Source organism: Treponema sp. OMZ 840, from assembly GCF_050937815.1.
Taxonomy (GTDB): Bacteria; Spirochaetota; Spirochaetia; order Treponematales; family Treponemataceae; genus Treponema_C.
The window spans coordinates 22231-46237 of record NZ_JACDIJ010000008.1 but is presented as its reverse complement, the minus strand read 5'-3'; the positions used below and the strand labels follow the sequence as shown (position 1 = coordinate 46237).

Below are 24007 nucleotides of genomic sequence, written 5' to 3'. Positions count from 1 at the left end.
AATAAAATTGCATAAAAAAAATCAAATTTTCACCGATTTCCGTTTGTTATATCCATTATATCCAGTTTTTCTTCAAGCAAACGACGCAAACGCACAGACTCACTGTCTTTTAATCCTAAAGAAACACCGATATCCAAAGTTTGTGAAGATTCCGCAAAGCGGTTTAAGCGGAACAAGGCAAGCGCTTTGCGGTAATATACGTGCGGCTGATAGGCGTTTTTTTCCAAAGCACGGTCAAAATACACAAGCGCTTGTTTTTCTTCATTTAAAACGCTGTATATGATACCTACATAATACAGTGCCATATAATTGTTTACATCCTTTTCGACGCTGGTTAAAAAATCTTTTTTTGCTTTTTCATAGTCGTTTTGTGCAAAATACGCCATTCCGCGGTGTTTATAAATGACGGAAAGCACAATAGGATTTGCCGCCGCCTGCGTATCCAAAATTCGCGTATAAATATCTATTGCCTTATCCAAATCGCCGATATTATGGGAATGCAGGGCTTCCAAAAGCATATCGTCTACGGTTCCCTGCACATAGGGAGAAGCGTTACCCAATTCTTTTAAAAGCGGTGAAGATTTATTTATTTCATCGCCGGCATCCAGTTTTCCGGCCGACAAAATATCCGCTTGTCCGTAAAAACTCGAACGGCGCAAATCCAATTCCGAATTCAGTTTATTTTGATAATCTCTGATTTCCTGAAAAACGATATCGGCAAGACTGAGCATTGCGTTCATAGAAGCCAGTTTACGTCTGAGCGGAAGGTCAAAGGGGGAAAATTCCGATTTATAAACCAATTCATGCTCGACTTCCGCCCAAGCATCTTGAAGTATCGTGCGGATTTGTATTTCACAAAGCAATGGTCCTTGAAAGGCGTCTTTTAAATCGGGCGGAACGCACTCGTCATATACCGGTTGAGGAATATGTACCAAAATATGCACCGATTCATAACCGAATTCGCTGAATGTGCGGTCGGCGCCTTTTCGCTCGACTTCAAAAACGTCAAAGGTGTCCAATACGTATTTTTCGACAATGCGTATATCTTCAAGAAACGAGCAAATAATCCGTATACCTAAAATATCGGTGAGCAAGGGCATAAGCGGCGAAGGCGTCGGACGCATTTTTACCAATTTGCGATAATAGCTTTTAAAAGTTTTAACCCGATACTTAAAGGCGGGAGTCGAAACGCAGGAAACATTTTTTTTTAATTCGGTTTGCACGGTTTCAAGTACGGCACTGAAACTCGGCATGGATTTTTCATATAAGCGTTTAAGCGCTTCTTTAGAGTAAAATACGGGTTGTTTTTGTACACTCATAGCAAGCTTCCCGTAAATCATCGACATAAAAAAAGCTGCCCCCGAAAGGACAGCTTTTTCAATTCGGATTATTCTTGGCCGGCAGGAGTTACCGTAGCGGTGAATCCTTCTTCCTTCGCAAGATTGCTCTTTTCAATAAAGCGGTTAACCTGCTGTGCGCCGAAACGTCTCATTTCGATGCTTTGGCGGATTTGCTCTTTTTCGGTTACGATACCCCACAAATCTTCGTCGGCAATATCGCGTTCGGTTTGAGCAACGGCTTTATCGTAGATAACGTCGATTTGCTTAAAGTAGGCAACAAAGTCGCCGCCGTCATGAGCCGCATCGCGGGTAATCAAAATGCCGGAAAGTTTGGCATAGGGAAGTCCGCGCGGATACAAAGGATATACTTTAATTTCGCGGTTGCGGATATCCGTAACGTAATCGGGGTTATTCCAAATCAGGTTTTTCCATCCGTCGAAATTAAGGGTTCCCATATAGTAGCGGCGTTCTACATTGTCATTGTCTTTAAGTAAAACGTAAACCGCATGGGGATAGTTATAACCGTAGGTCGTTAAAGAAACCGATTTAAGGGTTCCTACATTGTCCAATACACCGTATCCGTTGGGATCGTCGCCGTTTTTTCTAAAGCGGTATGCATTGGGCTTTTGCGAACCTTCTACAACTTGACCGTTTTCATCAATATCGGCCATCGGTTCAAAAGCGGGGATATCAAAAGCAGGCAGTATGCGCGCGTTTGCATTTACGGGTGCAGTCGGGAATACGATACGTATACCCATAACGTTTTTGCCTGCAAAGGGTCCGTTGATAACCGGAGCCGATTTGACAATAGAACGCTGCATATTGGCTACAATCCGTGCGGAAGAATTTAATTGAACTTCCCAGTCGGTTAAAGCCAATGAAGTACGCATCAACGCTTTTTGAGTATCATCAAAGGGTATTGATGAAATTTTCGAAAAATCCATAACAGTTCTTTTGTTGATAGTCGGATTACCGTTTTCATCAGCAACAATATCCGGTTCAAGATTTGAAAAGTCAATAAGAACTGCTTTTTCACCAAAAGCAAGGCTTCCTATCAACAGGAATGCCATTGCCACTAAAACGAAAGACCTCTTCATTCAAAGCTCCTTTTAAACAGTATGATGTAGCCTTGTATATATAAAATATACTTTATACCGGCTTTTGTCAACGGTTTTTTTGCTAAAATCATATTTTAATCGGTATATTCATATACTTTATGCCCCAAAATCGCAATCATTATATTATCGGCCGAATTATAGTTTTTTTGTATGTTTTGTTCAAGCAGTTTGCAAGCGGCCGCGGTTTCCGATGAAGTACGTTTTTGTAAAAGGGCTTCTCCGTTAAGGTTAATATAAAGCGTTCCGTCCTTTCCTTTAAAAAAGGATAAAATCTTAGTACCGGCCGGAAACAGGGGACGGTATCTGTCGTTTTTAGGCCCGGCTAAAAGTTCTTCGGTAAAATACATTAAAGACGACTGCACCGGCTTGCGGGGAATAAAACAGTTTTCGGCATAAACACCGTTTTTATCCAAGGATTCGAACAGTAAAAGTTTTTTCGTTCCCGGATAAAAAATAAGATATAATGTAAAGGATAAAACAAACGAAAAAATCGCGCACACCGACAGTATGCGGTGAATCTTGTTTAACGGGATTCTTTTGTACTGACTTATAACATAATTGAAATCGATCATTTTATGCCGGTAAAACCTCTTGAATTTTCAAAATGACTTACAAATGCGGTTAATCCATTATATATCCCAACGGATAATTTACGCAAGTAGTTTTGATCGAAAAGCAACAAAGCTTCTTCCGGATTCGTTACAAAACCGAGTTCGACTAAAACGCTGGGCATGTTTGCATTGCGAACGACAAACCATTCTTCTTCTTTGATGCCGCGGTCGGGACTTAAGCCGCCGACTTGCTCCCTGATTCCGTCTTGAATATATTTTGCAATAAGGATACTTTCGGTTGTAAATTCTTCTTCCATCATCGAATTTAAAATAGGTACGACATCCTTATCTTTATCGCCGCCGGTACTTTTAATCAAAGTACGCCTGTAGCCGGGAGAAAGATACCACACTTCAAAGCCTTTTGCCTTTGCATGAAAAGCCGAATTTGCGTGCAAAGAAACATAGAGAATGGCTTCATGTTCCGCCAATTTTACGGTATTTGCAATGTCGGTACGTTGATTTAAAGTTAAAAAAGTATCGGTATTGCGTGTAAGCATAATTTTTTTATCGGGATAGGTTTCTTTTAAGCGCGCGTACAAATCCCGGGCGGTAAAAAGCACAATATCTTTTTCGCGCAACGTTTTCTTTTTTCCGTTTACGATATGATCGGCTACGGCGCCCGGATCCTGCCCTCCGTGTCCCGGATCGATTAAAATCGCCCCTATGCGAAAATGAACTTCGGGAGGCAGATTTTCAAAAATTTGCTTTACGGTATCGAAAAAGGCGGCTCGTGCATAAAAAGTGCCGTTATAATTCACGGGCGCCGGACAAGCGGTAATTTCGGTATGATCCAACAAGACAAAATCATGATGCGCCGAAAAACTTAAACGGCGGCCGTTTTTTTCAAACATACCGTTTGCACTCATGCTGTCCCAGTATAAAACCGAATCGGTTTGTTTTGCGATTTGTGCAAACGGGATGAGCTGCGCCGGCAAAGCTTTTTTTTGGGCGGCATCCGTAAGATCGGAAGACGCGGCCGATACAATATGCAAAACGCATAAAAACAAAAAAAATACCGCTTTTTTCAACACGTTTTTCAACCTTCCTTACTATTCATTATCGGAATAAAATACGGCGCCCTGCAAACCGCCGCGGATAAGATAATGCCAGAATTTTTTTCCGTAAACGCCGGCGCCGCTTTTTGCTCCGTTAATAAGTCCGGCAGCTCGCAGTTCATTATACATGCATACGGTTTCCGAAAGGCTGCGGCCGTTCCAATCAAGAAGATCCGCATGTTTTTTTAAGCAATGCAAGAGTGTAATCTCTTCTCCGTCAGCGTATTGCGTATCTTTTACCTGTTTTTCCAATCGATCGATTGTTTTCGGAGGAAGCTGAAAAGCCGAAGGCGGAAACGACGTATCCAGCGCTTGTTCCAAAAAGTCCTTGGTTGCGGCATTGTCGGGTTTTAAGCGCAAAAAAACGGTTTTAACCGCTTCGGCTGCATAATTCGACGCCTGCGTAAAATCGGAGCCGACGGCAATAACGTTTCCTGCTTTTTCGACATTGTTGACGGGAAAAACGGCGTGTTCGTTTTCGCAAATACGGGGAAAGACGTCTTTTACACCCTCACAGCAGCGCGCTTTATCGAAAAAAAACGTTTCCCGCACGGTGCCGGGAATGGAAAGCCATGCACGTTCGGCACAAAATCGTTTACACGGTATTTCAAAAATTTCAAAAGCACTGTCGTGAATATTCGTTTTAATCCGATTTTGTACGAGAGTTTCGGGGCTGCCGCCTAAAGCCAATATTAAAGCTTCGCGGATCAGATTAAAGTCGGACGCATACGGATAGGTCCATCCGGACATATAGCCGCCGGAAAGGCGCGCGGCGATTTCTCCGATCATCGGTCCTTTAGACGTCAATTTTATGTCGGCTTTTGCCGCACCGTAACTCAAGCCTAAAGCGTGTATGCCGTCGGCAAAAACTTCCAAAAGATCTCTGTACACGGCTTCGTTTATTGATGAGGGCATCGTATGCCCCATTTCAATAAAATACGGAGGGAAAAAGATGTGTCTGTCGGCAAAACCGGTAATTGTAAGTTCGCCGTTATATATAAGGGCGTCTATTGAAAATTCCGGTCCGTCCATATATTCTTCAACGATTGCCCTGCCCGTTTCCGAAAAGAAAATCGCTTCTTTGAGCGCCGACGACAATTCCGAAATCGAATGCACAAGCCGGCAACCGCGCGCTCCCATATTATCGCAGGGTTTTACGACAAGGGGAAAAGCAAGGCTGTAGTTTCGTAAAAACACCTCCAATATCTTTTTGTCGAACGAAGCCGTTTCGGCATCGGCTTCGGCGAATAAGGGAGAAGGAACGCCGGCTCTTTCAAAACAAGCGCGCATAAGCAGCTTATCGCTTGCATTTTTCGCCGCAAACGAACTGTGTGCCGGAAAAGAACACTCTTCGGCCGCACGGGAAACCGCATAGGAAAAATCGGTGCCCGCAGTAAATACGGCATCCAACCCCTGCTTGTCATACAGCGAACGGGCAAAATCCACTATTTTTTCCGTATCCGTCAAATTAATTTGCTTAAAAGAATCGCACAGCGGCCGGCATAACACGTGCGATTCGGTGTCCACAAGGGTAATGCGGCAGCCCAAATCCCGTGCGGCTTGCACTGCAGGTTTTTGCATAAGACTTCCGCCCAATAATAACACATGTTTTTCCATAATAATCGCTACCTTTTTTCCCCATCCGCACCGCATGTTTGCGGGCTTTTATTTTGTACGGCTTCTACGATACTGCAAGCCGTATACGGGGGCACTTCCTTTTGCCCCGCAAAAAAACGCTGCTCCAAAAAACTGCATACCCGGCATGCATTGCGGTAATCGTCGGCCGTATCGACGGTGGTGCGTAAATGCGGATAATTCCATTCACTCGGGGCAGGTTCGAAAATGCACGTATACGTATCTTTATGATTATAAAGTGCGGGGCCGACATGCTCGCATTCAAAAGCATCGCGCGTCCGTTTATGCGCCTCTATAAGAGCTCGGGCGGAAAGAACTTCAATACCGCTTCCGTGCGGCAAACCGGTATAGGTAAAATAATCGCATGTACGGCGCAAAAACTCTTTAACGGACGCTTGGGCCGCTTCATAAAACAAAAAAGGATTATCGGCGGTTGCGCGGACTATGACATCGGCTCCCGTTTTTTGCGCGAGCAGACAAAAGCGTTCCAAAACATTATCTTCCGGCCCGGCAAAGCAATTCCATCCTTGATTGTATGCAATCGGCTGCAACGTATCGTATGAAGCGGTATCGCAGGCAAGCCAATAAGCGTCCGCGGGTACCCGTTTCATTGCACGCAAAGTCCACGCAACAAGGGGCAGGGATTCTCTGCCGAGGGGAAACAAGGCTTTACCGGGGAGACGTGCCGAAGCTAAGCGGCATTGAACGGCAACAAGAATCATGTATGTATCCTGCCGTGTATATGTGCGCTTTCGTTTGCCGATTCGGCTTTCCAGTTTTGCGTAAACCGGACAATATCGGTTTTAAATCGAAAGCGATTTTTATACGTCCATGAGCACGCATCCGCAAACAAAGCATAGGCTTTAAAAGGTCCGCCCGGACAGCGGCGTAAAAAATCAAAATACCGCAGTTTGGGTATATACGCACAATCGGATTTGAAAACCGGAGCGCAGTTTTTTAAAAAAAACCTCAATTGCGTACAGTCGGCCGTCATGTCCTCGGCAGGCGGATCACCGTCATATAAAATCCTAAACGAAGAAAAAAATTCAAACACTTCGCCCCAAAGCCATCCGCGCAATGCAAAATCCAAATTTTGCCAATACGGCGACACAATCGTATAATCATAACCGCCCAATTGCATAAATTTTTGCTTGTTGTATATCCCTATAAAGTCAAACGGATATACTGTTTTTTTAGCTCCCGCAACCGAAGCGGGACGGGCAAAAAAAGTATTTTTTTCTATAACCGGATCCATTTTAACCGGTAAACTGCGCAAGTTTGACGATTGCAAAAAGGGAACCGTGCACAAGCGCTCTGCACCAAATATATTTCGTACCAAACTTTCGCTTAAAATGGGCGGTGCGATTTTTATATCATCCCACAAAACAAGCGCATATGGGGATTTGATTTCGCTTATACCGATGTTTATCATATCGCCGGCAGTAAGCTCTTCAAGGGGTACGATGAATTTTACCGGCGGATAGCGTTGGGAAAGATCTTCCAAGCTGTAACTTTTGCTTGAACTTTCAACGACGATAATTTCACTGAAACCGCAGGTAAAAAGATTTTCGATATTTCGGGCACAATAATGATTACCGCTTCGGTTTAAAAGTATGGCGGCAATCGATGATGAAAAATCGGAAAGGGGTGTAACGGAACCTCCTAAAACCGTTCTTTGTATCTGACGTTCGTTAAAAATTAAAGGTATAGTATTCATCGCTTTTTTTGCAGTCTCCGGTATAGATTCCCTGTAATTGCTCCCGCAATCGCGGATAGCCCTTATTCCATACTGATTCCAAACCGTCCGTAAAAATATTGCCGTAAAAATCTTCCGTGTTAAAAACAGCCGCCTTGCAGCGCGGAACCCGGCCGTCCGCCAATATACACATGTCGCGCTTTATATGCCAACAGGGAGTACGCAAAGCCGGAGATAAGTCGGCGGGGCGCATATCTTCCAAAAAGCCGCTTATATGATCGTATTTTTGAATAATAAGTTCTCCGTCAGCCTTCCATTTTCTAAAAAAAGCTTCCAACTGGTTTTCATTGCAATGTATGCGGACCATTTGCGGATATACGGCATTGGGGAAAAGCGGCTTTAATGTCCGTACGGCATTTTCGGCGGTTTCAAGACTGCCTGCCGTATGAATGCGCTTATATACCGTTTCGTCGGCGGCGTCGAGTTTTATAATCCAATTGACCGCCTTATATCCGGTATTCCGTACTGCATTGTCGGCGGCGGCGGCCCGGATACGTTCTATCGTCTTTATATCCAAGTTTTGAGCGTCCGTTTCTATTAAAAGGGAAAATTCGGGGCGGGCCAATACGGCTTCGGCAAACAAAACAAAGTCGGGATGGTATACCGGATCTCCTAAAAAAGATAAGCCTATTACCGCATCGGGCGAAAACTCGGACGCATCCGCTAAAAAGGATTTGAATTTTTTAAAGTCCATGGCCGCCGCCGCCGTTTGCACTTCATATATATTTTCGGCTTTTCCGCTCGAATATATTTGCACATTATAAAAAGACGGAAGCGTACGCTGCACTTGTTCCGAATTTTGCGCCGTTTTGCACAACATATCGGCATTTGCCGTATCCGGACACAGCTCGTGTAAACGGCGGCAGCACAAGCTGTCGCGCAGCGAAAAACAGTTTAAACTAAGGCGCAAATAGCGATAATCTTCGGGGGCGATAAGGGTTTCTATTTCAAAAGAATTGATATCGGTTTTTAAAAGCGAAAACAAAGAATCGCGTTTTACCGGCGCATTTCCCAAATCGGGTTTCGAGCGGGCAAGTTCGGATAATATGCGTACCGTACCCGCATCTATTATTTCCGGCGTCAATCCGTAAGGATAACCGTCTGCAAAACTGTACTCGGCTTTATAGCGCGTATGCAAGGCAATAAGCTCGGATGTCAGCGCATCGTTTAAAAAAGGACAATCCGCCCACGCATAAACGGCAAAATCGGCTTTTTTTTCATGCAAAACCGTTTCCATACGGCTCAGTAATTGTGCAACCGTCATTTTGTCATCTATGCTCTGTGTTCCGATACTCGTATCGATATGTTTCGCCCACAGCGCCGTTTTATCGCGAGCGCTTACACCTTTAAAATCCGTTCGAAAAGCGAAATCGGTCATTTCCGCGGCATATAAAAATACAAAAGCTTTCATACTTTTTTGAATATCGGCATTAAAAAAAGTTTTATAAGAACATTCCATGCCTTCGGTTTCGGAAAAACGGTATCTTATTCTTTTTGTTCCAATAAGGTATCCAAAAAGGCATGACTTGTTTGAACGACGTCGAGGATTGCATGGGTATCGTGCAAAGATTCGTTTACTTTTTCCAAAGACTGCAATCCGTCTTTCATTGCCAATGCTTGTTCTTTTACCGCAGCGGTTATTTCCGCCAATGAATTGCCGGCTTCGTCAAGAGTAGCGGCATTTTCGTTAAAATTATTTAAAACACCGGTAAACGACTGTTGAAAACGGGAAAATAAATCGATAAAAAGGGTCATACTTTTATTTATTTCGTCAACGGTATTGCGGAATTCGGTTAATTTTTCTTCGATTTTTTTGGTAGATTCTCCGGTTTGTGTCGCCAAAGAGCGCACTTCGTTTGCGATAATTCTAAAACCGCTGCCGACTTTTCCGGCACGGGCGGCTTCAATGGAGGCATTGATGGCAAGAATGCCGGTTTTAACCGAAACGTCTTGAATGCCGGCAAGCATTTCGGCGACGTCGGCCGTTTTATCTTTAAGAATTTCAAAACTGGAGGCGGCACTGCGGGCATTGACGGAAGCTTCTTCAATTTCGTTTACCCTTTCGTTGATTTCGGCATGCAGTTTTTTGTTGTTGTTCAAAATATCGGCCATCATAGTATTGACTCTGCCCGTATTTGCCGACGAAGCATTGCCGCTTGCCTGTATTTGTTCGAAGGCGGCAACAATCGTATCGAAACCCTTTTGGAGCTGTTCCATCGATTCGTCGATAATTTGAAACGAATGCGTCGTTACAAAGTCCAAAACAATACTTTTATTGTACTGCACAACCGTTTTATTTACGGCATCGGTAAAATTTTCAATAACCGTATTGGGATTGTTTATGTATTCGCTCATTGCACACCGCCTAAACTAAAAAAGTGTATCCATATAATCCAAGCCGCACTTTAATTCGGAAAGCCAATTTAAAAAGGTTTCGACGTTTTCGCCTTTATAAACGGCGCCGTGCTGGGGTGCTATCATGCGCGGATTCAATCGGCGCACATTTTCCGTCCAGCGGCGGACAATCGCATTGGATGCCATATAGCGCGTGTGAAAGTCTTTAATAAAGGATACGTGTTCGTCAAAATTTTCGACAAAAAGCGTTTCTTCATGTTCGCCGAAAACGGCAGCGCCTATATCGCCGGTAAATAAAATGCCCGAACGCTCGTCAAACAAACCGAATTGTCCGGGTGAATGCATAAAATGAGAGGGAATACAGCGCATACGGGAATTCGAGGGCAGCATAATATCCATCCCCTTATCCGGCACGCCGATCATACGTTCCATATCGACAATGCCGAAGTGCGGTAAAAACCGTATCCATAATTCGGAAATATATACTTTTGCATTGGTAATTCCCAGCCACAGGGCAATACCGGATGAAACGTCGGGGTCCTGGTGTGAAAAAAAGATGGTATCGATTTTATCTACGGATATAAAACGGCTCACGGCGGTTACGACGCGGGAAAAAAGATGTACCCCTCCCGGATCCAGCAGCACTCCCCTTCCCTTATCTATAATAAGGTACTGCATGGTTTGTACCGCACCCTTGCGGTATTTGGATTCGGCACCGAGCCAAATAAAGGTATGTTCGGCATCTTCGTACAAAACCTTACCGTGAATATCGTCTGCCTGTATCATTATAATCGTACCTCCCGGAACATCTTTTATACTGTATCGTTTCAGCTATGTATGTAAGTATACTTCCAAACAGACAGATATACAAGGGCAAAAATATATATAGAGTACAAAATGCACGGGCAAAAATGACGCAGCACTTTGTGTGCGGTACAAACAAGGCGTCCTGTACGCGATGTCTGCCTATATGTGTGCCGATAAGCGTATTTTCTTTGTTCTTGCGCTTTCTTAAAAATTCACCTATACTGGAATTATGTTGTTTAATTTGAAAAAAAGAAAGGCGGGAAAAAAAAACGATAAAGATTCCCTGCCCTGGTGGAAAAATAAAACCGTATATCAAATCTATCCGCGCAGTTTTTGCGATTCGAACGGCGACGGTATAGGCGATATTCCGGGTATTATTTCAAAACTCGATTATCTTGCGGATTTGGGTATCGGTATCATTTGGCTTTCGCCCGTATATTGTTCGCCTAACGACGACAACGGTTACGATATAAGCGATTACCGCAATATCCATCCGGATTTCGGCACTCTTGCGGATATGAAGCGTCTTATCGCCGAAGCGGCAAAACGCGATATAAAAATCATTATGGATTTGGTTATCAATCATACGTCGGACGAACATGAATGGTTTAAACAAAGCCGCAGCAGTATAGACAATCCGTACCGCGACTATTATATTTGGCAAAGCGGAAAAAACGGTAAAGAACCCAATAACTGGACGGGTTTTTTCAGCGGTACGGTATGGGAAAAAGACAGGGCGACAAACCAATATTATTTGCATCTTTTTTCAAAAAAACAGCCGGATTTAAACTGGAAAAACCCCAAGGTTGCCGAAGAAATACGCGGTATTTTAAAGTACTGGCTCGATATGGGTATAGCCGGCTTCCGCTGCGATGTTATAAATATTATTTACAAAACAAGTTTAAAAAACGGCAAAAAACGGCTTATTCTTACCGGCAGAGAGCATTATCTTTCGCAAAAAGGATGTCACAGCATTTTACGGGAATTGCGCCGTGATGTATTTTCCCGCTATGACTGTTTTACCGTAGGCGAAACGGTTATGGTAACGCCCTCGGATGCAAAAGAACTGTGCGATGAAAGCAGGGGCGAACTGGATATGGTTTTTTCGTTCGAGCATATGGATGCCGACAGTATAAACAATAAATGGCTTAAAGTTCCCTTTAAGCCCGAAAAACTGTTTTCGATACTTGAAAAATGGCAAAATAACGTTGCATGGAACGCAAACTATTTTGAAAACCATGACCAACCCCGAACCGTATCCCGCTACGGCGGTTATACGGGCAGCCAAAGAGAAAAGGCCGATCGCGAACGCTTTGCAAAACTCATAGCCTGTTTATTATTCAGTCTAAAGGGGACTCCCTATATATATCAGGGGCAGGAATTGGGCATGACAAACGGCGATTTTACCGGCATAAGCGATCTTCGCGACCTTGAAAGCTTTAATATACATACATTGATGCGCACAATAGGCTTTTCGGAAAAAAAAGCATGGAATCTGCTTTTAAAAACGTCAAGGGACAATGCGCGCACTCCCATGCAGTGGTCTGCGGAAAAACAAGGCGGGTTTACTGCCGGAACTCCGTGGATTAAGGTAAATGCAAATTATACGGTAATCAATGCCGCAGAACAAATAAAACGAAGCGATTCGGTGTTTGCCTTTTATAAAAAACTTATTGCCCTGCGCGAACAAACTCCCGCTCTTTTGAACGGTACGTTCCGGCGTTTAAAAAGCCCCAAAAACGTATTTGCATATACCCGCTCCGTTCAAGGTCAAACATGTCTTATTTTGCTTAATTTTTCAAAAAAGAATGTAAAACTGAGCAGTGAAATAAAAAAATATATAGTACCGGCCGAATTTTCCGGTTTATCTATGCTGTGCAGCAATATGGAAAAGGGACAAATCGATATGCTCAGAGCACATGAAGCGCGTATTTTTCAGCTTTAGATTTAAAAGCGAAACTTGTAGAATCGCACACAAGTATTGTAAAGGATAACGGATGTCATTACCCGAAAACGCACTGCAAAACACCGAAATTTTCAGCGTAACACGTATAACGGAAATGCTTAAAGACCTTATAGAAGGTTCTTTTCCGTTTGTAACAATCGAAGGCGAAATTTCCAATTACCGCCCCTCAAGTACCGGGCATATTTATTTTACGCTTAAAGACGAAACGGCTGCCATAGCGGCGGTTCTTTTTAAAGGCAAGGCGCGAAGCTTGTCGTTTATACCCCGCGACGGCATAAAAGTGCGTGCAAGCGGTTCTTTGTCGGTATACGGCCTGCGCGGAAGCTATCAGATTATTGTCGAAAAAATGGAAGAAAGCGGGTCAGGAGAAATCTTAAAACTTTTGGAAGAACGCAAACAAAAATTGGCAGCCGAAGGTTTATTCGATAATGATAAAAAACAACCCCTGCCCTTTTTTCCCGAACGTATCGGCATCGTTACCAGCCCGACGGGAGCGGCATTGCGCGATATTTTGCAAATTACACGTAGACGGAATCCGAAAGTTTCGGTTACAATATTGCCCTGCGCCGTTCAAGGAGCGGAAGCTGCGGAACAAATATGTATGCAAATTAGACGGGCAAATATGTTTTCGCTTGCGGACGTTCTTATCGTAGGCAGGGGCGGCGGTTCGCTTGAAGACTTATTGCCCTTTTCCGAAGAAAGTACGGTAAGAGCCGTGTTTGAATCGAAGATTCCGGTTATTTCGGCAGTTGGGCATGAAATCGATTGGGCATTAAGCGATTTTGCCGCCGACATACGCGCACCGACCCCCTCGGCTGCAGCAGAACTTGCCGTTCCGCTTTTGGACCGTATTACACAGGATATACAATCGGGTATGCAGTCTTTATGCGAAACCATGCAAAACCGTGTACAAAACATGCGGCTTTTGGTAAAATCTTTTTCTGCGGAAAATCTGGAACTTAAACTTCGAAGTATCGAACAGCCGATTTTGCAGCGTTTTGACGACGCAAAAGAAGAGCTGTTGTTTTCCGTGCAGGAACGCATCGATACGGCAAAACAAAGAATCGCCTTTGCACGCAGAGATTTGGAGGCGGCAAATCCGCGCAGTATTTTGGAACGCGGTTATTCGGTTGTTACGGACAGCGTTACCGGACATATCATTAAAGATGCAAGCCAAACGGTAAGCGGACAAAACTTGCTTATACAACCCTATAAAGGAAACATACGGGTTATTGTTACAAAAGAGTAATCGGTATAAAAGGAGTAATATGAAAAACTTCGAGCAAAAATTGCAGCGCCTTGAACAATTGGGTGCGGATATAAAAAAAACGGACATAAAACTTGAAGATGCTTTAAAAATGTTTGAAGAAGGCATCGCTTTGGCAAAGGGTATGGAAAAGGAGTTGGATAAAATAGAGGGAAAGATTCAGCAATTGGTAAATCAACCGTCCGCTCCGGCCGACAAACCGGAACTTGATTTATTCAGTTCGGTCGGCGACGAATAAATCGGCTATGAACACAAGGGACATCATACATATTAAACCGGTTAAAACGTTGGCCCCGGAAGTTGCGCGTAAAATAGCGGCAGGAGAAGTTATCGACCGTCCGGCTGCGGTATTGCGCGAATTTTTGGATAATGCAGTCGATGCGGGCGCCGACAGAATTACAGCCGAAATAGAGTCCGGCGGCATAAGCTGCATACGTGTTGCGGATAACGGATGCGGAATGAGTAAAGAAGATTTGGAACTGTGTACGCATCCGCATGCAACCAGTAAAATCACATCGGACAGCGACCTTGAAGCGCTTAAAACGCTCGGTTTCCGCGGTGAAGCCCTTGCTTCGATTGCGGCGGTCAGCCGTTTGGAAATCACTTCAAGCAGACAGGGACAAGCATGGCGTATCGAAACGGGACCGGAAGGCAAACAAACGATAAGCCCCGCAACGCTTCCTGCCGGTACGACGGCTTTATGCAGGGGGTTGTTCGATAATTTTCCCGCACGGCATCGTTTTTTAAAAAGACCGCAAGCCGAAACCGCTTTATGCAAGCAAACGTTTATCGATAAAAGCCTGCCCTTTGCGAATACGGCATTCCGTTTTATTTGCGATTCCAAAATCCGCTTTGATTTTCCCGCCGGGCAAAGTTTAACTCAACGGTTTTGCAGCGCATTGGAAATGAACGAACACGCTTCTCTTTTTTATGAAATACATTCTCATCCGGATACCGAAAAAGGACTCAGCGACAGCAGAGCGCAGGGCGAACCGTGGAGTTTTTCGATTGTACTCGGTGAAACCGGCATATACCGAAGCGACCGCAAACTTATGTATGTCTTTGTAAACGGCAGAAGAGTACAGGAATACGCTCTTTTACAAGCTATGGACTACGGTGCCGAAGGATATTTTCCCAACGGAACTCATCCGGCGGCATGTTTGTTTTTAAATATAGATTCCTCGCTTGTCGACTTTAATATTCATCCTGCAAAAAAGGAAGTACGATTTAAAGATATAGGCCCCATTCACCACAGTATCAGCACGGCCGTTCGCAATTTTTATAAAAATGCAAGTATCCGTTCTTTGACGCGGGAAAACCGGCAGCACGCACAAAACCTGTACGAAACACAAAACGGACATCTTTTCGAATCGGACAGCGATTATGCAGGTGAGCGCTTTTCAGGTTACTGCGCACAAACGGATACGGGGCATAGCGATATATTGCCGAATGCGGCGCTAAAAGATACGGCGCTACAAAACAGCAGCTTAAGCGATACGCGCCTGTCCGACTGTCATAACGCTTATGCACACATAAACCGGACGGCCGCATTTTTCCGCAGCGGTGCGCAAGCGGATTTACGCACCGCCTTTTCCGCAGACGAACAAGGGGACGGCTTAAACCGCGATACCCTGCACGGCAATGAAAAACAAGGCGGCACGGAACAAAAAAGCGGCAGTTTGCGTTACATAGGTTCGGCTTTGGGTGTGTTTTTAATTGCGGAAAAAGACGGTGATTTATATCTTGTAGATCAGCATGCCGGACACGAGCGCATATTGTTTGAAAGTTTTTTGGAAAGCGCCGGCGAAACGCAAGCATTACTGGTTCCCCTTGTTATCGAAACGCCGAGTCCCGACGATGATATATATCTTGAAAACCTGCTTCCCGAATTGCAAAAAGCGGGCTTTACAATGAAAAACTGCGGTTCGGGACGATGGGAGGCGGAATCGGTGCCGGCAAAATGGCAGGGAACGGAACGGGATTTACAAAGCGATTTACTCGACAAACGTATTGCTCCCGGCGAAATTATCCGCTCTCTTGCTGCAACAAGCGCATGCAGGAGCGCCGTAAAGGACGGCCATATGTTGGATCCTCAAACGGCACAAGAACTTTTAGTCCGCATATTTTCTCTTAAAGATCCCCATTGTCCACACGGACGCCCGATATGGAAAAAAATCACAAAGGACGAACTGTTTCAAGCCGTAAGACGTACGCGCTGAGCGGTAAAATCTACGCGCTGAGCGGTAAGACACGCGCCAGCGTTAAGATATGCGCCGAAAAACAAAGGCGCTTTTAACCGTTTTAACCGCCCCGCTTAACGATTTCGCTTATTTTACGGATTCAAGCAAAGCCTTTACTTCATCTTTACGAAAATTCGGATCCTTTGCTTGAACGGCAATCAAGTATTTTTCGGCAGTTTTATTATCCTGCAAAGCGATGCATACCTTTGCCAATTCGACAAAGGCTTCCGAATTATTTTGATTGCGCTGCAATATTTCCGTATACAGTGTTTTTGCACTGTCGAATTGCTTTGCGGATGCATAGGCGCCTGCCAAATTCATCTTTGCGGTTTCGTTTTTAGGCTCAAGTTTTAATGCCGTCAAAAAATACGTTATTGCATTATCATAGTCTTTTTTTGCCAAATATGCGCCGGCTAAATTATTGACGGCTTCAAAACTGCTTTTATCGAGACTCACCGCCTTTGTTAAATACGCTAAGGCACCTTCAATATCGCCGTTATCAAGATAGAGTTTGCCCAAATTTATATTCGCTTTTATGTGATTCGGGTCTATTTTAAGCGATGCGGCATAGGATTTTACGGCGGCATCGAAACGTCCCAAAACTTCCTGTATCAGCCCTGCATTATAGTGATATACCGGATTTTGAGGCGCCGCATTTACCGCTTTTTGTGCATAGCTCAGCGCATCGTCCATCTTATTTTGTCCGAACAGGGCGGTCGATAAATTATAGTTCGTTACCGGATCCGTGTCGGCATAGGTTAAAGCTTTTCTAAAATATTTTTCCGCATCGGCGTAATTTTGCTGACCGCCGTATAACGAACCCAATTCACGCAGCGCATTGATATTCGTCGAATCTATATCCAATACCTTTTTGTATGAAGCGGCCGCTCCGGTAAAATCGTTTTTTTGATTTTGCAGCCGCGCAAGCTGAAGCCATGCGGTATCATACTGGGGGTTCACCGAAACGGCTTTACGAAGGGCAGCAACGGCATCGTCAACTCTTCCCAATCGGTTGTATGCCAACGAAGCGTTAAACCATGCTTGGTGAAAAGACGAATCAAATTTTGCGGCGGATTCAAAAGACGAACGGGCTTCGCCGTATTTTTTCATTGTGTACTGAACTTTACCCAATTCATAAAAATACAGGGGATTTGAAGAATCTTTTTGAACCGCCAAGGTAAATTCTTTTAAAGCTTCAGGATAATTTTTTGCGTCTGCGGCCGCTTTTCCCAGCACATAATGCGACACCGGATTGTCCGGCGTAAAAGAAAGGCTTTTTTGCGCATATGCGACAGCCGCATCTTTTAATAAAAGCTGTTTGTCTTTATCCGGTTCGCTTTGGGCGGCGGAAGACAGCAAACCCGCTATTTCGGCAAGTTTTCCGCCGGCCAATTCTTTGGGTTCGGGCGGCAATAAGGAATCCGCTTTTTTAAAATGCTCCAACGCATCGTTATACCGTCCGGAAAGCAAGCCTGCCTTCCCCGAAGCGACTTCATCGTTTATGCGTGCAAGCGTTTTTTGCAGTTCCGCATTTTTTTCCGCAAGAGCGCGTTCATAGGCTTTACGTTTTGCTTCTTCCGCCGCCGCCTGTTCTTGAGCGCGTTTTTTTGCCGCCCGCTCTTCTTCTTCGATACGGGCTTGCTCTTCCTGTTTTTTTACCATTTCGGCCAAAGCGGCGGCATTTTTTGCATTTTCCCGCGCAACACGGGCATTTTCCGCAGCCATGCGGTCAACGGCCCGTTCTATATCGCCGGTATCAATCTTTACATCGGCTTTCGGACTGTTTTTCGAATCGGCTTGCCCTTTTAATGCAAGGATGCTGTCGCTTAATGCGAGCGCTTCGACATCTTCGGCATTTTGAATAAGAAGCTGGTCGAGCAAATTCATTGCACGATCGTATTCGCCGCGCTCGATATATCTGCGCGCAAGGGCAAGCGTATTTTGGCGTTCCGCCGCGCTTAAAGCCGGAATATTCCGTTTTTGCTGACACCCCCGTACGGCCGAAGCCACAATAAAGGTTGCAAAAAAAAGACAAAAAACGGATGCAAGGGTCACTAACAAAACAAGTATGCGTTTTTTTCGCTTTTCCGGATCGCGGTTTTCACTGTTTATTGTTGTTCCTATGCCGGAACTTCGTTTTTCCGCAGGAACGGACTGCGGTTTACCGAAAGAATATGAAGACTGTGCCGTTTTTTTTTCCTGTTCAAAAGCGGTTGAGGAATTCCGAGTTTTTTTTTCGGCAAGCCTTTCTTCGGCGTTGTCCCAAGAGTATTTGGGACTTTCTTTGTCCCACTTTTTTTTCCATTCTTCTTTATTCAAGTTCAACTTCTTCGTACTCATAATCTAAAACTCCTTCGGTGCCGGCCGAAACATTTGTCGATGAGCCGGCTTGTAAAGCGGCGGATACTTCTTCAAGTATTTTTCGTCTGCGTTCGGCTTCGGCTGCCGCTTTTTCGGCTTCCAAGCGTGCTTTTTCCGCCGCAATACGCTCACGCTCGGCTTGCAAACGTTGTTCTTCCTTTTTAATACGCTCGGCTTCTTCGGCTTTACGCAAAGCTTCTTGCGCTTGAAAAGCCAATTCGTCATTTAAAGCGCCGATCATACGCTTGATTTCGGCACTTTGAGCGGAATCGGAGGCCAAAACAAGGTAATTATTGTAATCATCTATCGCTTCGCGGTATTTTCCCAAATGGACTTGTGTGTTTGCCCTATTCAAATACGAAGAAGCCCATGAAGAGTCGGCGGCAAGCGAAAGCGAAAAATATTCTTCGGCTTTTGCAAAATCGGCAAGCAAAAAAGCGGCATTACCGGCATTATAGTATAAACTTTTTTTATCGGTTCCCGGTACTGCAGTCCCCTGTAAAAATATTTCCAAAGCTTTTCGGGTATCGCCCGTTTGCATATATGCCGTTCCCAGATAATTATAAACGGTCAAAGCCGATTTTTTTTCCAATAACGATTTTTGTAAAAGCGGTATCGCTTTTTCCGGCTGATTGATGCGAAACAATCGTTCTCCTTCACTGTAAGCATCCGACACTTCCGGCAGCGAGTCGCGCGCATATAAAGCAAAGAAATTCAAAAAAAGCAGTATACAAAGACCGTAGAAAACTGTTATACTGTTTACATAGAGTTTTTTATCCATAGTAATTGTTCTCGCTTATACTACTGTCAATACTATCATAAGAAAGACTCTCTTTCAATAACAATATCGGAGGATTGATGGATACTTTTCAGATAATTCTCATCTGTGTACTCGGTGTGGGAGCTTGTTTTTTAGCCTTTTTTTTAATTAAATCTTTTGTCGTTCCTAAAAAAATCGAAAGTATTCAACGATTGTTAAAACAGGGAAAAACGACGGCCGCAATCAAAACGGCAAAGGCGATTATTGCAAGCGACAGCCGCGATTATAAGGCGCATTATTATTTAGGAAAAGCATATTTAGCCGACAACAAGCCGGAGTTGGCTTTAATGGAATTTAAAACGGTCGGCCAAAATGCGGTTTTCGACACTATGAATATTCCCGAAAAAGAATTCAGAAAATTAAGCTCGGAATTATATGCCCGTTTTAATCACGATGACGAAGCTTTGCAGGAATATCTTTTGCTTACAAAACTCGAACCGACAAATGCGGAAAACTTTTATAACGCGGCGGTATTGTTCGAAAAGAAAAATAAAACCGACCAGGCACTCGGATATTACAACATGGCCATTAAAGCCAATAAACGCTTCGGAAAAGCCTATGCGGCGCTCGGTATGATTCTCTATAGATCCAAACAGTACGGCGAAGCAAAAAAAGCCATAGATCACGCATTGTCTTTGAGTCCCGATATGTTTTCGTTTTATTATTATTTGGGAAAAATACTTAAAGACTCAAAAGATTACGCCGGAGCGGTCAATGCCTTTGAAAAAGCTTTGCGCGATCCCGAATTCCGTCAAAGATCGCTTATAGAACGGGGTTCTTGCTATATGGCGGCAAATAATGTCGAAAAAGCCGTTGACGAGTTCGACCGTGCCGTAAAAACGTCAAAAGACGAAGGAAGCAAAGAAACCTTATATGCGCGGTATTTTTTGGCCGGCTGTTATGAAATGCAGCGAAAAATAGATTTGGCAATAGTCCAATGGAAAAAAATAGCCGAAAAAAATAAAAATTTTCGCGATGTAAGTGCAAAACTGGTAGAATATAAAGATTTGCAGGATAACGACAGCATGAAAGAATACCTTACCGCATCCGAGCAGCCCTTCGGGGAATTGTGCAAATCGGTTGCCATAAAAGGTTTGCAATGTTCGCCGAAAGATGTCAATATTACAAAATACGGCTGTAAAATTATCGCGGTCGATGCAAAAAACGAAAACTGGCGCAATGTACGCCAACAGCTTGTTTTATTGGTTTTTTACCGCGAATCCGACCCCATAGAAGAAGCCGTGCTCAGAAGCCTTGTAGATGAAATAAAAAAACAAAACTATGTAAAAGGAATTGTATGTACCAGTTCCGATTTTACCCGTTCGGCAATCAGCTTTGCCGAAAGCCGTCCGCTAGAGCTTGTGGGTAAAGAAAAATTACAACAGCTTTTAAGTAAGGCAGATATTTAGATTGAAAATACTTTGTGTTTCCGATCAAATCGATCCTATCGTATATTCTTCAGCGGCAAAGGATTTTTTTAAAGACATCGATCTGGTATTATGTGCCGGCGATTTGCCGATGGAATATGTGGACTATATCGTATCGGTGTTGAATAAGCCTACCTATTTTATTTTCGGCAATCATAATTTGGAAGAATTTCCATACTATCATCGAAAAGCCGATTCTCCCTACAGCACCGACCGCCATACGGGCGATTTAAGCCACGCACACGGGGCAATATATGCCGGTTTTAAAGTATTGCGGGAAGAAAACCTGCTTATTGCCGGAACATCCGGTTCGATGCTGTATAATAGGGGCGAAAACCAATATACCGACAAGCAAATGTTTTTTATGCTTTTAAAAATGCTGCCGAAATTATTATACAATAAATTGCGCTACGGCCGCTATGTGGACATTTTTTTAACCCATGCCCCTCCGCTGGGCATTCACGATAAAAAAGACAGGTGTCACACCGGTTTTGCCTGCTACCTATGGTTTTTACGGAAATTCAAGCCCGCATATATGGTTCACGGACATATACACTTATACGATTTGCAGGAAAAACGAGTTACGGAATGGAATTCGACGACAATTGTAAATGCATACAGCCATTATATAATTGAATTCGGAGGTGTAAAATGACCTTTGCGGAAAATTCGCTCCAAACTGAAAACGATTTTAACAAAGCGCGGAACAAAGCTTTATTTAACGATTTACAAAATTTTTTAACGCTAAAAGAAACGGAACTGCTGTCGTTCGGCGATATAAAAAAATGGCTGAAGCCGAAAAACGAAGTATATTTGGGTATGCAAGTTATACCGGTATATCTTATCGCGGGAAGCGAAGGACGTTATAAAGATTTCGACAGCCATTTTTTCCCGCGAAGCATACATTTAAAAAACCGGTGGAAACGCATAGATGAAGCGCATTTAAATGATATTATTTTACCGCCCATACAGCTATATGAAATCGGCGGTTTGTATTTTGTGCGCGACGGAAATCACCGCGTGTCGGTTGCAAAGGCAAAGGGCGTTGAAAACATAGATGCGGAAGTTATAAGTTTACAAAGCGAAATAAAATTAAAACCGGGCATGACGCGCAAACAAATATTAAAACGTGTCCTCGATTATGAAAAACGTGTCTTTTATTCGGAAACGGGCTTCGGCGATATAACGGATGATTGGAATTTGGATTTTTCCGCCGTCGGCGAGTATGATGTCATTTACAATCATATAGAAAACCACAAAGAATATATGCAAAAAAATGAAAATAAAAACATAGAGATGACAGAAGCCGTTTTGTCGTGGTATAATAGCGTATATATGCCGGTAGTTCATATTATAAAAAAGCAGCGTATTATGAGAAAATTCAAAAAACGGACCGTTTCCGATATGTATGTATGGCTTATAACATATTGGGACGAGTTAAAAAAGAAATTCGGGTCCGATATAAGTTTGGATACCGCTGCGGAAGAATTACGGGGTTCTTTCGGAACTTTTTCCTTAAGGCATTTTTTTAACAAAGTTAAATATACTCTTGACCTTAGAAAATAACAATGATACTATTTGCAGGAGATTTTTATGATAATTGACGATTCATTGGCTTATATACCGCTGCTGTTAACTCTTGCTGTAAATGCGGTGCTTTTGGTACTGTTTATTATTTTAAAAGTAAAAAGGGTGCATATAAGCATCTTTCAATTTTTAGCATGTGCCGTTATAGGCGCAGGAAGTATTTTCGCCCTGCAAACGGGCAGTTTGTTTCTTTTATCGGTAACGATTTTATCGCAAAGCTTTTTGTTTATCCTGTATTCTCTTGTTTTTTTTCATAAAACGTCACCCGAACAAGAGCGAAAAAGCGATTTAAAGAGCTATTTACGCCGAAAAAAAAGCGCGTCCGGCAAAAGCGGACGCGGCGAAAACAATTCCGCCGACAATGAGCTTATGGAAGCCGGTAAAAACATTGTAGAAATATCCGTGGACGCGATTTCGGCACAATCGGAATTAACACTGTTTGCGGATCGGCTTACCGGTATTGTGATGCAGCATACCGATGCCGACGGTTCGGCCTTATTGCTTGTAGACGATTTTGAAGACTTGGTATCGGTAAAATCGCTGTGCGGGGATTTTCCTCCGCCGTATAAACTTCCGGACAATTTCCCCATAAAAGAAGATATGATACGAAGCCATTTTAAAAACGCCGATTTTTCATTTGAAGACAATATTTTCGGTCATATCGTTAAAACGGGAAATCAGGAATTAATTCTTTCGCCGCAATCGGATTCGCGCGTATTTCAAAATATGCAAGAAGACTTTTTACAAGCATCGTCCTATATTTTTACGCCGGTAAAGGTAAGCGAAGCGGTTGTAGGCGTTATCGCACTTGCCCGCAAAATCGGCAATATAAAATTCGATACGGACGATCTTGAAAAAGTGCAGATTCTTGCCGATTTTATCGGTATTGCCGTAAAAAACATGTATGCGTTTCAAGAAAGAAGCGAACATGCCGAACTTACCCGTGAAGCCTATATTGCGGGGAAGCTGCAAGATACCTTGTATTTGAAAAAAATTCCCCCGCTGCCGCACCTTTCCGTGGGAAGTTTTTTTAATACGGTTGAAGGGGTGTGCAGCGATTATTTCGATATTATTCCGTCACGCACCGACCGCATATCGTTTATATTGGCGGACGTAACCGGAAAATCGATGGTATCTTTAACCATTATGATTATGATCAGAGCGATTTTACGTGTTATTATAAATACGCCCCAAACGACGGCAACGATTTTGGGATGGGCAAACAGGGGAATCGCCTTGGAAAAAAATATCGACCACTACGCCAGCGCAGCTTTGATAAATTATGATGCACGGCAAAAAAAAATACAATTTGCAACCGCAGGAACTTCTCCCGTTCTTTATTTTGCGTCGGCTGAAAAACACTGGAAAAAAATATCTTCCGAATCGGAACCGCTCGGTGTTGAAAAAACCACACAATATTCGGATTACACGGTACAGCTCAATACGGGAGATTTGATTGTATTGTATACGGACGGTTTGATTGAAGCCGTAAACGATGCCGGTCTTCAATATTCCGAGAACAGATTAAAAGAAGTTATAGGGGCACATGCTCTACGTGACGGCACACAAATTGCGGATGCGGTTTACGCGGATTTAACCGGCTTTATGGGAAATGCCGTTTCTCATGACGATCAAAGTCTTGTCGTTTTGAAAATACAGTAA

Annotated in this window: 20 protein-coding genes; 8 read left to right on the top strand and 12 right to left on the bottom strand. The window is 43.6% G+C overall.

Features of this window, described 5'->3' with window-relative positions:
* Positions 1-29: 29 nt before the first annotated feature.
* From H0R92_RS10270 to H0R92_RS10225, 10 genes are all read right to left on the bottom strand, one after another.
* The gene (locus H0R92_RS10270) at positions 30-1319 is read right to left on the bottom strand and encodes a (p)ppGpp synthetase (protein WP_432964179.1); all 1290 of its coding nucleotides are present in this window, start codon (positions 1317-1319) and stop codon (positions 30-32) included.
* A gap of 68 nt (positions 1320-1387) precedes the next feature.
* On the bottom strand, positions 1388-2437 hold the full coding sequence (locus tag H0R92_RS10265; RefSeq protein WP_432964176.1) for a flagellar filament outer layer protein FlaA: 1050 nt from the start codon (positions 2435-2437) through the stop codon (positions 1388-1390).
* Positions 2438-2532: 95 nt separating this feature from the next.
* On the bottom strand, positions 2533-3030 hold the full coding sequence (locus H0R92_RS10260; protein WP_432964173.1) for a GerMN domain-containing protein: 498 nt from the start codon (positions 3028-3030) through the stop codon (positions 2533-2535).
* Positions 3027-4100 (bottom strand): N-acetylmuramoyl-L-alanine amidase family protein, encoded by a 1074-nt coding sequence (locus H0R92_RS10255; RefSeq protein ID WP_432964170.1) that lies wholly within the window; start codon positions 4098-4100, stop codon positions 3027-3029. The genes H0R92_RS10260 and H0R92_RS10255 overlap by 4 nt, the downstream gene beginning before the upstream one ends.
* Before the next feature lie 18 nt (positions 4101-4118).
* Positions 4119-5741, bottom strand: coding sequence for an ATP-grasp domain-containing protein (locus H0R92_RS10250; RefSeq protein ID WP_432964167.1), 1623 nt, complete (start codon positions 5739-5741; stop codon positions 4119-4121).
* A gap of 8 nt (positions 5742-5749) precedes the next feature.
* Positions 5750-6481 carry a cytidylyltransferase domain-containing protein gene (locus H0R92_RS10245; RefSeq protein ID WP_432964164.1) on the bottom strand — a complete coding sequence of 244 codons (732 nt, stop codon included), beginning with the start codon at positions 6479-6481 and terminating at the stop codon, positions 5750-5752.
* Positions 6478-7476 (bottom strand): glycosyltransferase family 2 protein, encoded by a 999-nt coding sequence (locus H0R92_RS10240; RefSeq protein WP_432964161.1) that lies wholly within the window; start codon positions 7474-7476, stop codon positions 6478-6480. Before H0R92_RS10240 ends, H0R92_RS10245 begins: the two co-directional genes overlap by 4 nt.
* The gene (locus H0R92_RS10235; RefSeq protein ID WP_432964158.1) at positions 7451-8926 is read right to left on the bottom strand and encodes a spiro-SPASM protein; all 1476 of its coding nucleotides are present in this window, start codon (positions 8924-8926) and stop codon (positions 7451-7453) included. The genes H0R92_RS10240 and H0R92_RS10235 overlap by 26 nt, the downstream gene beginning before the upstream one ends.
* 74 nt (positions 8927-9000) lie before the next feature.
* Positions 9001-9870, bottom strand: coding sequence for a methyl-accepting chemotaxis protein (locus tag H0R92_RS10230; RefSeq protein ID WP_432964155.1), 870 nt, complete (start codon positions 9868-9870; stop codon positions 9001-9003).
* A 15-nt stretch (positions 9871-9885) separates the two neighbouring features.
* A complete protein-coding gene (locus tag H0R92_RS10225; protein ID WP_432964152.1) occupies positions 9886-10656 on the bottom strand; it encodes an MBL fold metallo-hydrolase in 771 nt (256 codons plus the stop codon).
* A gap of 250 nt (positions 10657-10906) precedes the next feature.
* Here H0R92_RS10225 and H0R92_RS10220 point away from each other — a divergent pair, with 250 nt between their 5' ends.
* Genes H0R92_RS10220 through mutL form a run of 4 tightly spaced genes read left to right on the top strand, consistent with a single transcriptional unit; the run spans position 10907 to position 16129 of the window.
* Positions 10907-12622, top strand: a complete 1716-nt coding sequence (locus tag H0R92_RS10220; protein WP_432964149.1) for a glycoside hydrolase family 13 protein — start codon at positions 10907-10909, stop codon at positions 12620-12622.
* Positions 12623-12674: 52 nt separating this feature from the next.
* The gene (gene xseA, locus H0R92_RS10215) at positions 12675-13892 is read left to right on the top strand and encodes an exodeoxyribonuclease VII large subunit (RefSeq protein ID WP_432964146.1); all 1218 of its coding nucleotides are present in this window, start codon (positions 12675-12677) and stop codon (positions 13890-13892) included.
* Between the two features lie 19 nt (positions 13893-13911).
* Entirely contained in the window at positions 13912-14148 is a 237-nt protein-coding gene (xseB, locus tag H0R92_RS10210; RefSeq protein ID WP_432964143.1) for an exodeoxyribonuclease VII small subunit, read from the top strand.
* 7 nt (positions 14149-14155) lie between these two features.
* Positions 14156-16129, top strand: a complete 1974-nt coding sequence (gene mutL / locus H0R92_RS10205; protein WP_432964140.1) for a DNA mismatch repair endonuclease MutL — start codon at positions 14156-14158, stop codon at positions 16127-16129.
* Positions 16130-16237: 108 nt separating this feature from the next.
* Here mutL and H0R92_RS10200 read toward each other — a convergent pair whose 3' ends face one another.
* Together H0R92_RS10200 and H0R92_RS10195 are read right to left on the bottom strand one after the other, a co-directional pair.
* The gene (locus tag H0R92_RS10200) at positions 16238-18490 is read right to left on the bottom strand and encodes a tetratricopeptide repeat protein (RefSeq protein WP_432964137.1); all 2253 of its coding nucleotides are present in this window, start codon (positions 18488-18490) and stop codon (positions 16238-16240) included.
* Positions 18462-19229, bottom strand: coding sequence for a tetratricopeptide repeat protein (locus H0R92_RS10195; RefSeq protein ID WP_432964134.1), 768 nt, complete (start codon positions 19227-19229; stop codon positions 18462-18464). Before H0R92_RS10195 ends, H0R92_RS10200 begins: the two co-directional genes overlap by 29 nt.
* Positions 19230-19369: 140 nt before the next feature.
* On the opposite strand from H0R92_RS10195, the gene H0R92_RS10190 reads away from it, so the two are divergent.
* The 4 genes from H0R92_RS10190 to H0R92_RS10175 are packed head-to-tail and all read left to right on the top strand — an operon-like array spanning position 19370 to position 24007.
* Positions 19370-20740: a tetratricopeptide repeat protein gene (locus tag H0R92_RS10190; RefSeq protein WP_432964131.1), complete on the top strand. Its 1371-nt coding sequence runs from the start codon at positions 19370-19372 to the stop codon at positions 20738-20740.
* 1 nt (position 20741) lies between these two features.
* Positions 20742-21413 (top strand): metallophosphoesterase, encoded by a 672-nt coding sequence (locus H0R92_RS10185; protein ID WP_432964128.1) that lies wholly within the window; start codon positions 20742-20744, stop codon positions 21411-21413.
* Complete coding sequence (locus tag H0R92_RS10180) at positions 21410-22324, top strand: transcriptional regulator (RefSeq protein WP_432964125.1); 915 nt, start codon at positions 21410-21412, stop codon at positions 22322-22324. The genes H0R92_RS10185 and H0R92_RS10180 overlap by 4 nt, the downstream gene beginning before the upstream one ends.
* A gap of 27 nt (positions 22325-22351) precedes the next feature.
* On the top strand, positions 22352-24007 hold the full coding sequence (locus tag H0R92_RS10175) for a GAF domain-containing SpoIIE family protein phosphatase (protein WP_432964122.1): 1656 nt from the start codon (positions 22352-22354) through the stop codon (positions 24005-24007).

What these genes read in the sequence shown, in the direction of transcription:
- H0R92_RS10230 (WP_432964155.1), bottom strand. Translation starts at nt 9,870, where the DNA reads ATGAGCGAATACATAAACAATCCCAATACGGTTATTGAAAATTTTACC.
- H0R92_RS10180 (WP_432964125.1), top strand. Translation starts at nt 21,410, where the DNA reads ATGACCTTTGCGGAAAATTCGCTCCAAACTGAAAACGATTTTAACAAA.
- xseB (WP_432964143.1), top strand. Translation starts at nt 13,912, where the DNA reads ATGAAAAACTTCGAGCAAAAATTGCAGCGCCTTGAACAATTGGGTGCG.
- H0R92_RS10175 (WP_432964122.1), top strand. Translation starts at nt 22,352, where the DNA reads ATGATAATTGACGATTCATTGGCTTATATACCGCTGCTGTTAACTCTT.
- H0R92_RS10220 (WP_432964149.1), top strand. Translation starts at nt 10,907, where the DNA reads ATGTTGTTTAATTTGAAAAAAAGAAAGGCGGGAAAAAAAAACGATAAA.
- H0R92_RS10240 (WP_432964161.1), bottom strand. Translation starts at nt 7,476, where the DNA reads ATGAATACTATACCTTTAATTTTTAACGAACGTCAGATACAAAGAACG.
- H0R92_RS10225 (WP_432964152.1), bottom strand. Translation starts at nt 10,656, where the DNA reads ATGATACAGGCAGACGATATTCACGGTAAGGTTTTGTACGAAGATGCC.
- H0R92_RS10190 (WP_432964131.1), top strand. Translation starts at nt 19,370, where the DNA reads ATGGATACTTTTCAGATAATTCTCATCTGTGTACTCGGTGTGGGAGCT.
- H0R92_RS10200 (WP_432964137.1), bottom strand. Translation starts at nt 18,490, where the DNA reads ATGAGTACGAAGAAGTTGAACTTGAATAAAGAAGAATGGAAAAAAAAG.
- H0R92_RS10245 (WP_432964164.1), bottom strand. Translation starts at nt 6,481, where the DNA reads ATGATTCTTGTTGCCGTTCAATGCCGCTTAGCTTCGGCACGTCTCCCC.
- xseA (WP_432964146.1), top strand. Translation starts at nt 12,675, where the DNA reads ATGTCATTACCCGAAAACGCACTGCAAAACACCGAAATTTTCAGCGTA.
- H0R92_RS10250 (WP_432964167.1), bottom strand. Translation starts at nt 5,741, where the DNA reads ATGGAAAAACATGTGTTATTATTGGGCGGAAGTCTTATGCAAAAACCT.
- H0R92_RS10260 (WP_432964173.1), bottom strand. Translation starts at nt 3,030, where the DNA reads ATGATCGATTTCAATTATGTTATAAGTCAGTACAAAAGAATCCCGTTA.
- H0R92_RS10270 (WP_432964179.1), bottom strand. Translation starts at nt 1,319, where the DNA reads ATGAGTGTACAAAAACAACCCGTATTTTACTCTAAAGAAGCGCTTAAA.
- H0R92_RS10265 (WP_432964176.1), bottom strand. Translation starts at nt 2,437, where the DNA reads ATGAAGAGGTCTTTCGTTTTAGTGGCAATGGCATTCCTGTTGATAGGA.
- H0R92_RS10235 (WP_432964158.1), bottom strand. Translation starts at nt 8,926, where the DNA reads ATGAAAGCTTTTGTATTTTTATATGCCGCGGAAATGACCGATTTCGCT.
- mutL (WP_432964140.1), top strand. Translation starts at nt 14,156, where the DNA reads ATGAACACAAGGGACATCATACATATTAAACCGGTTAAAACGTTGGCC.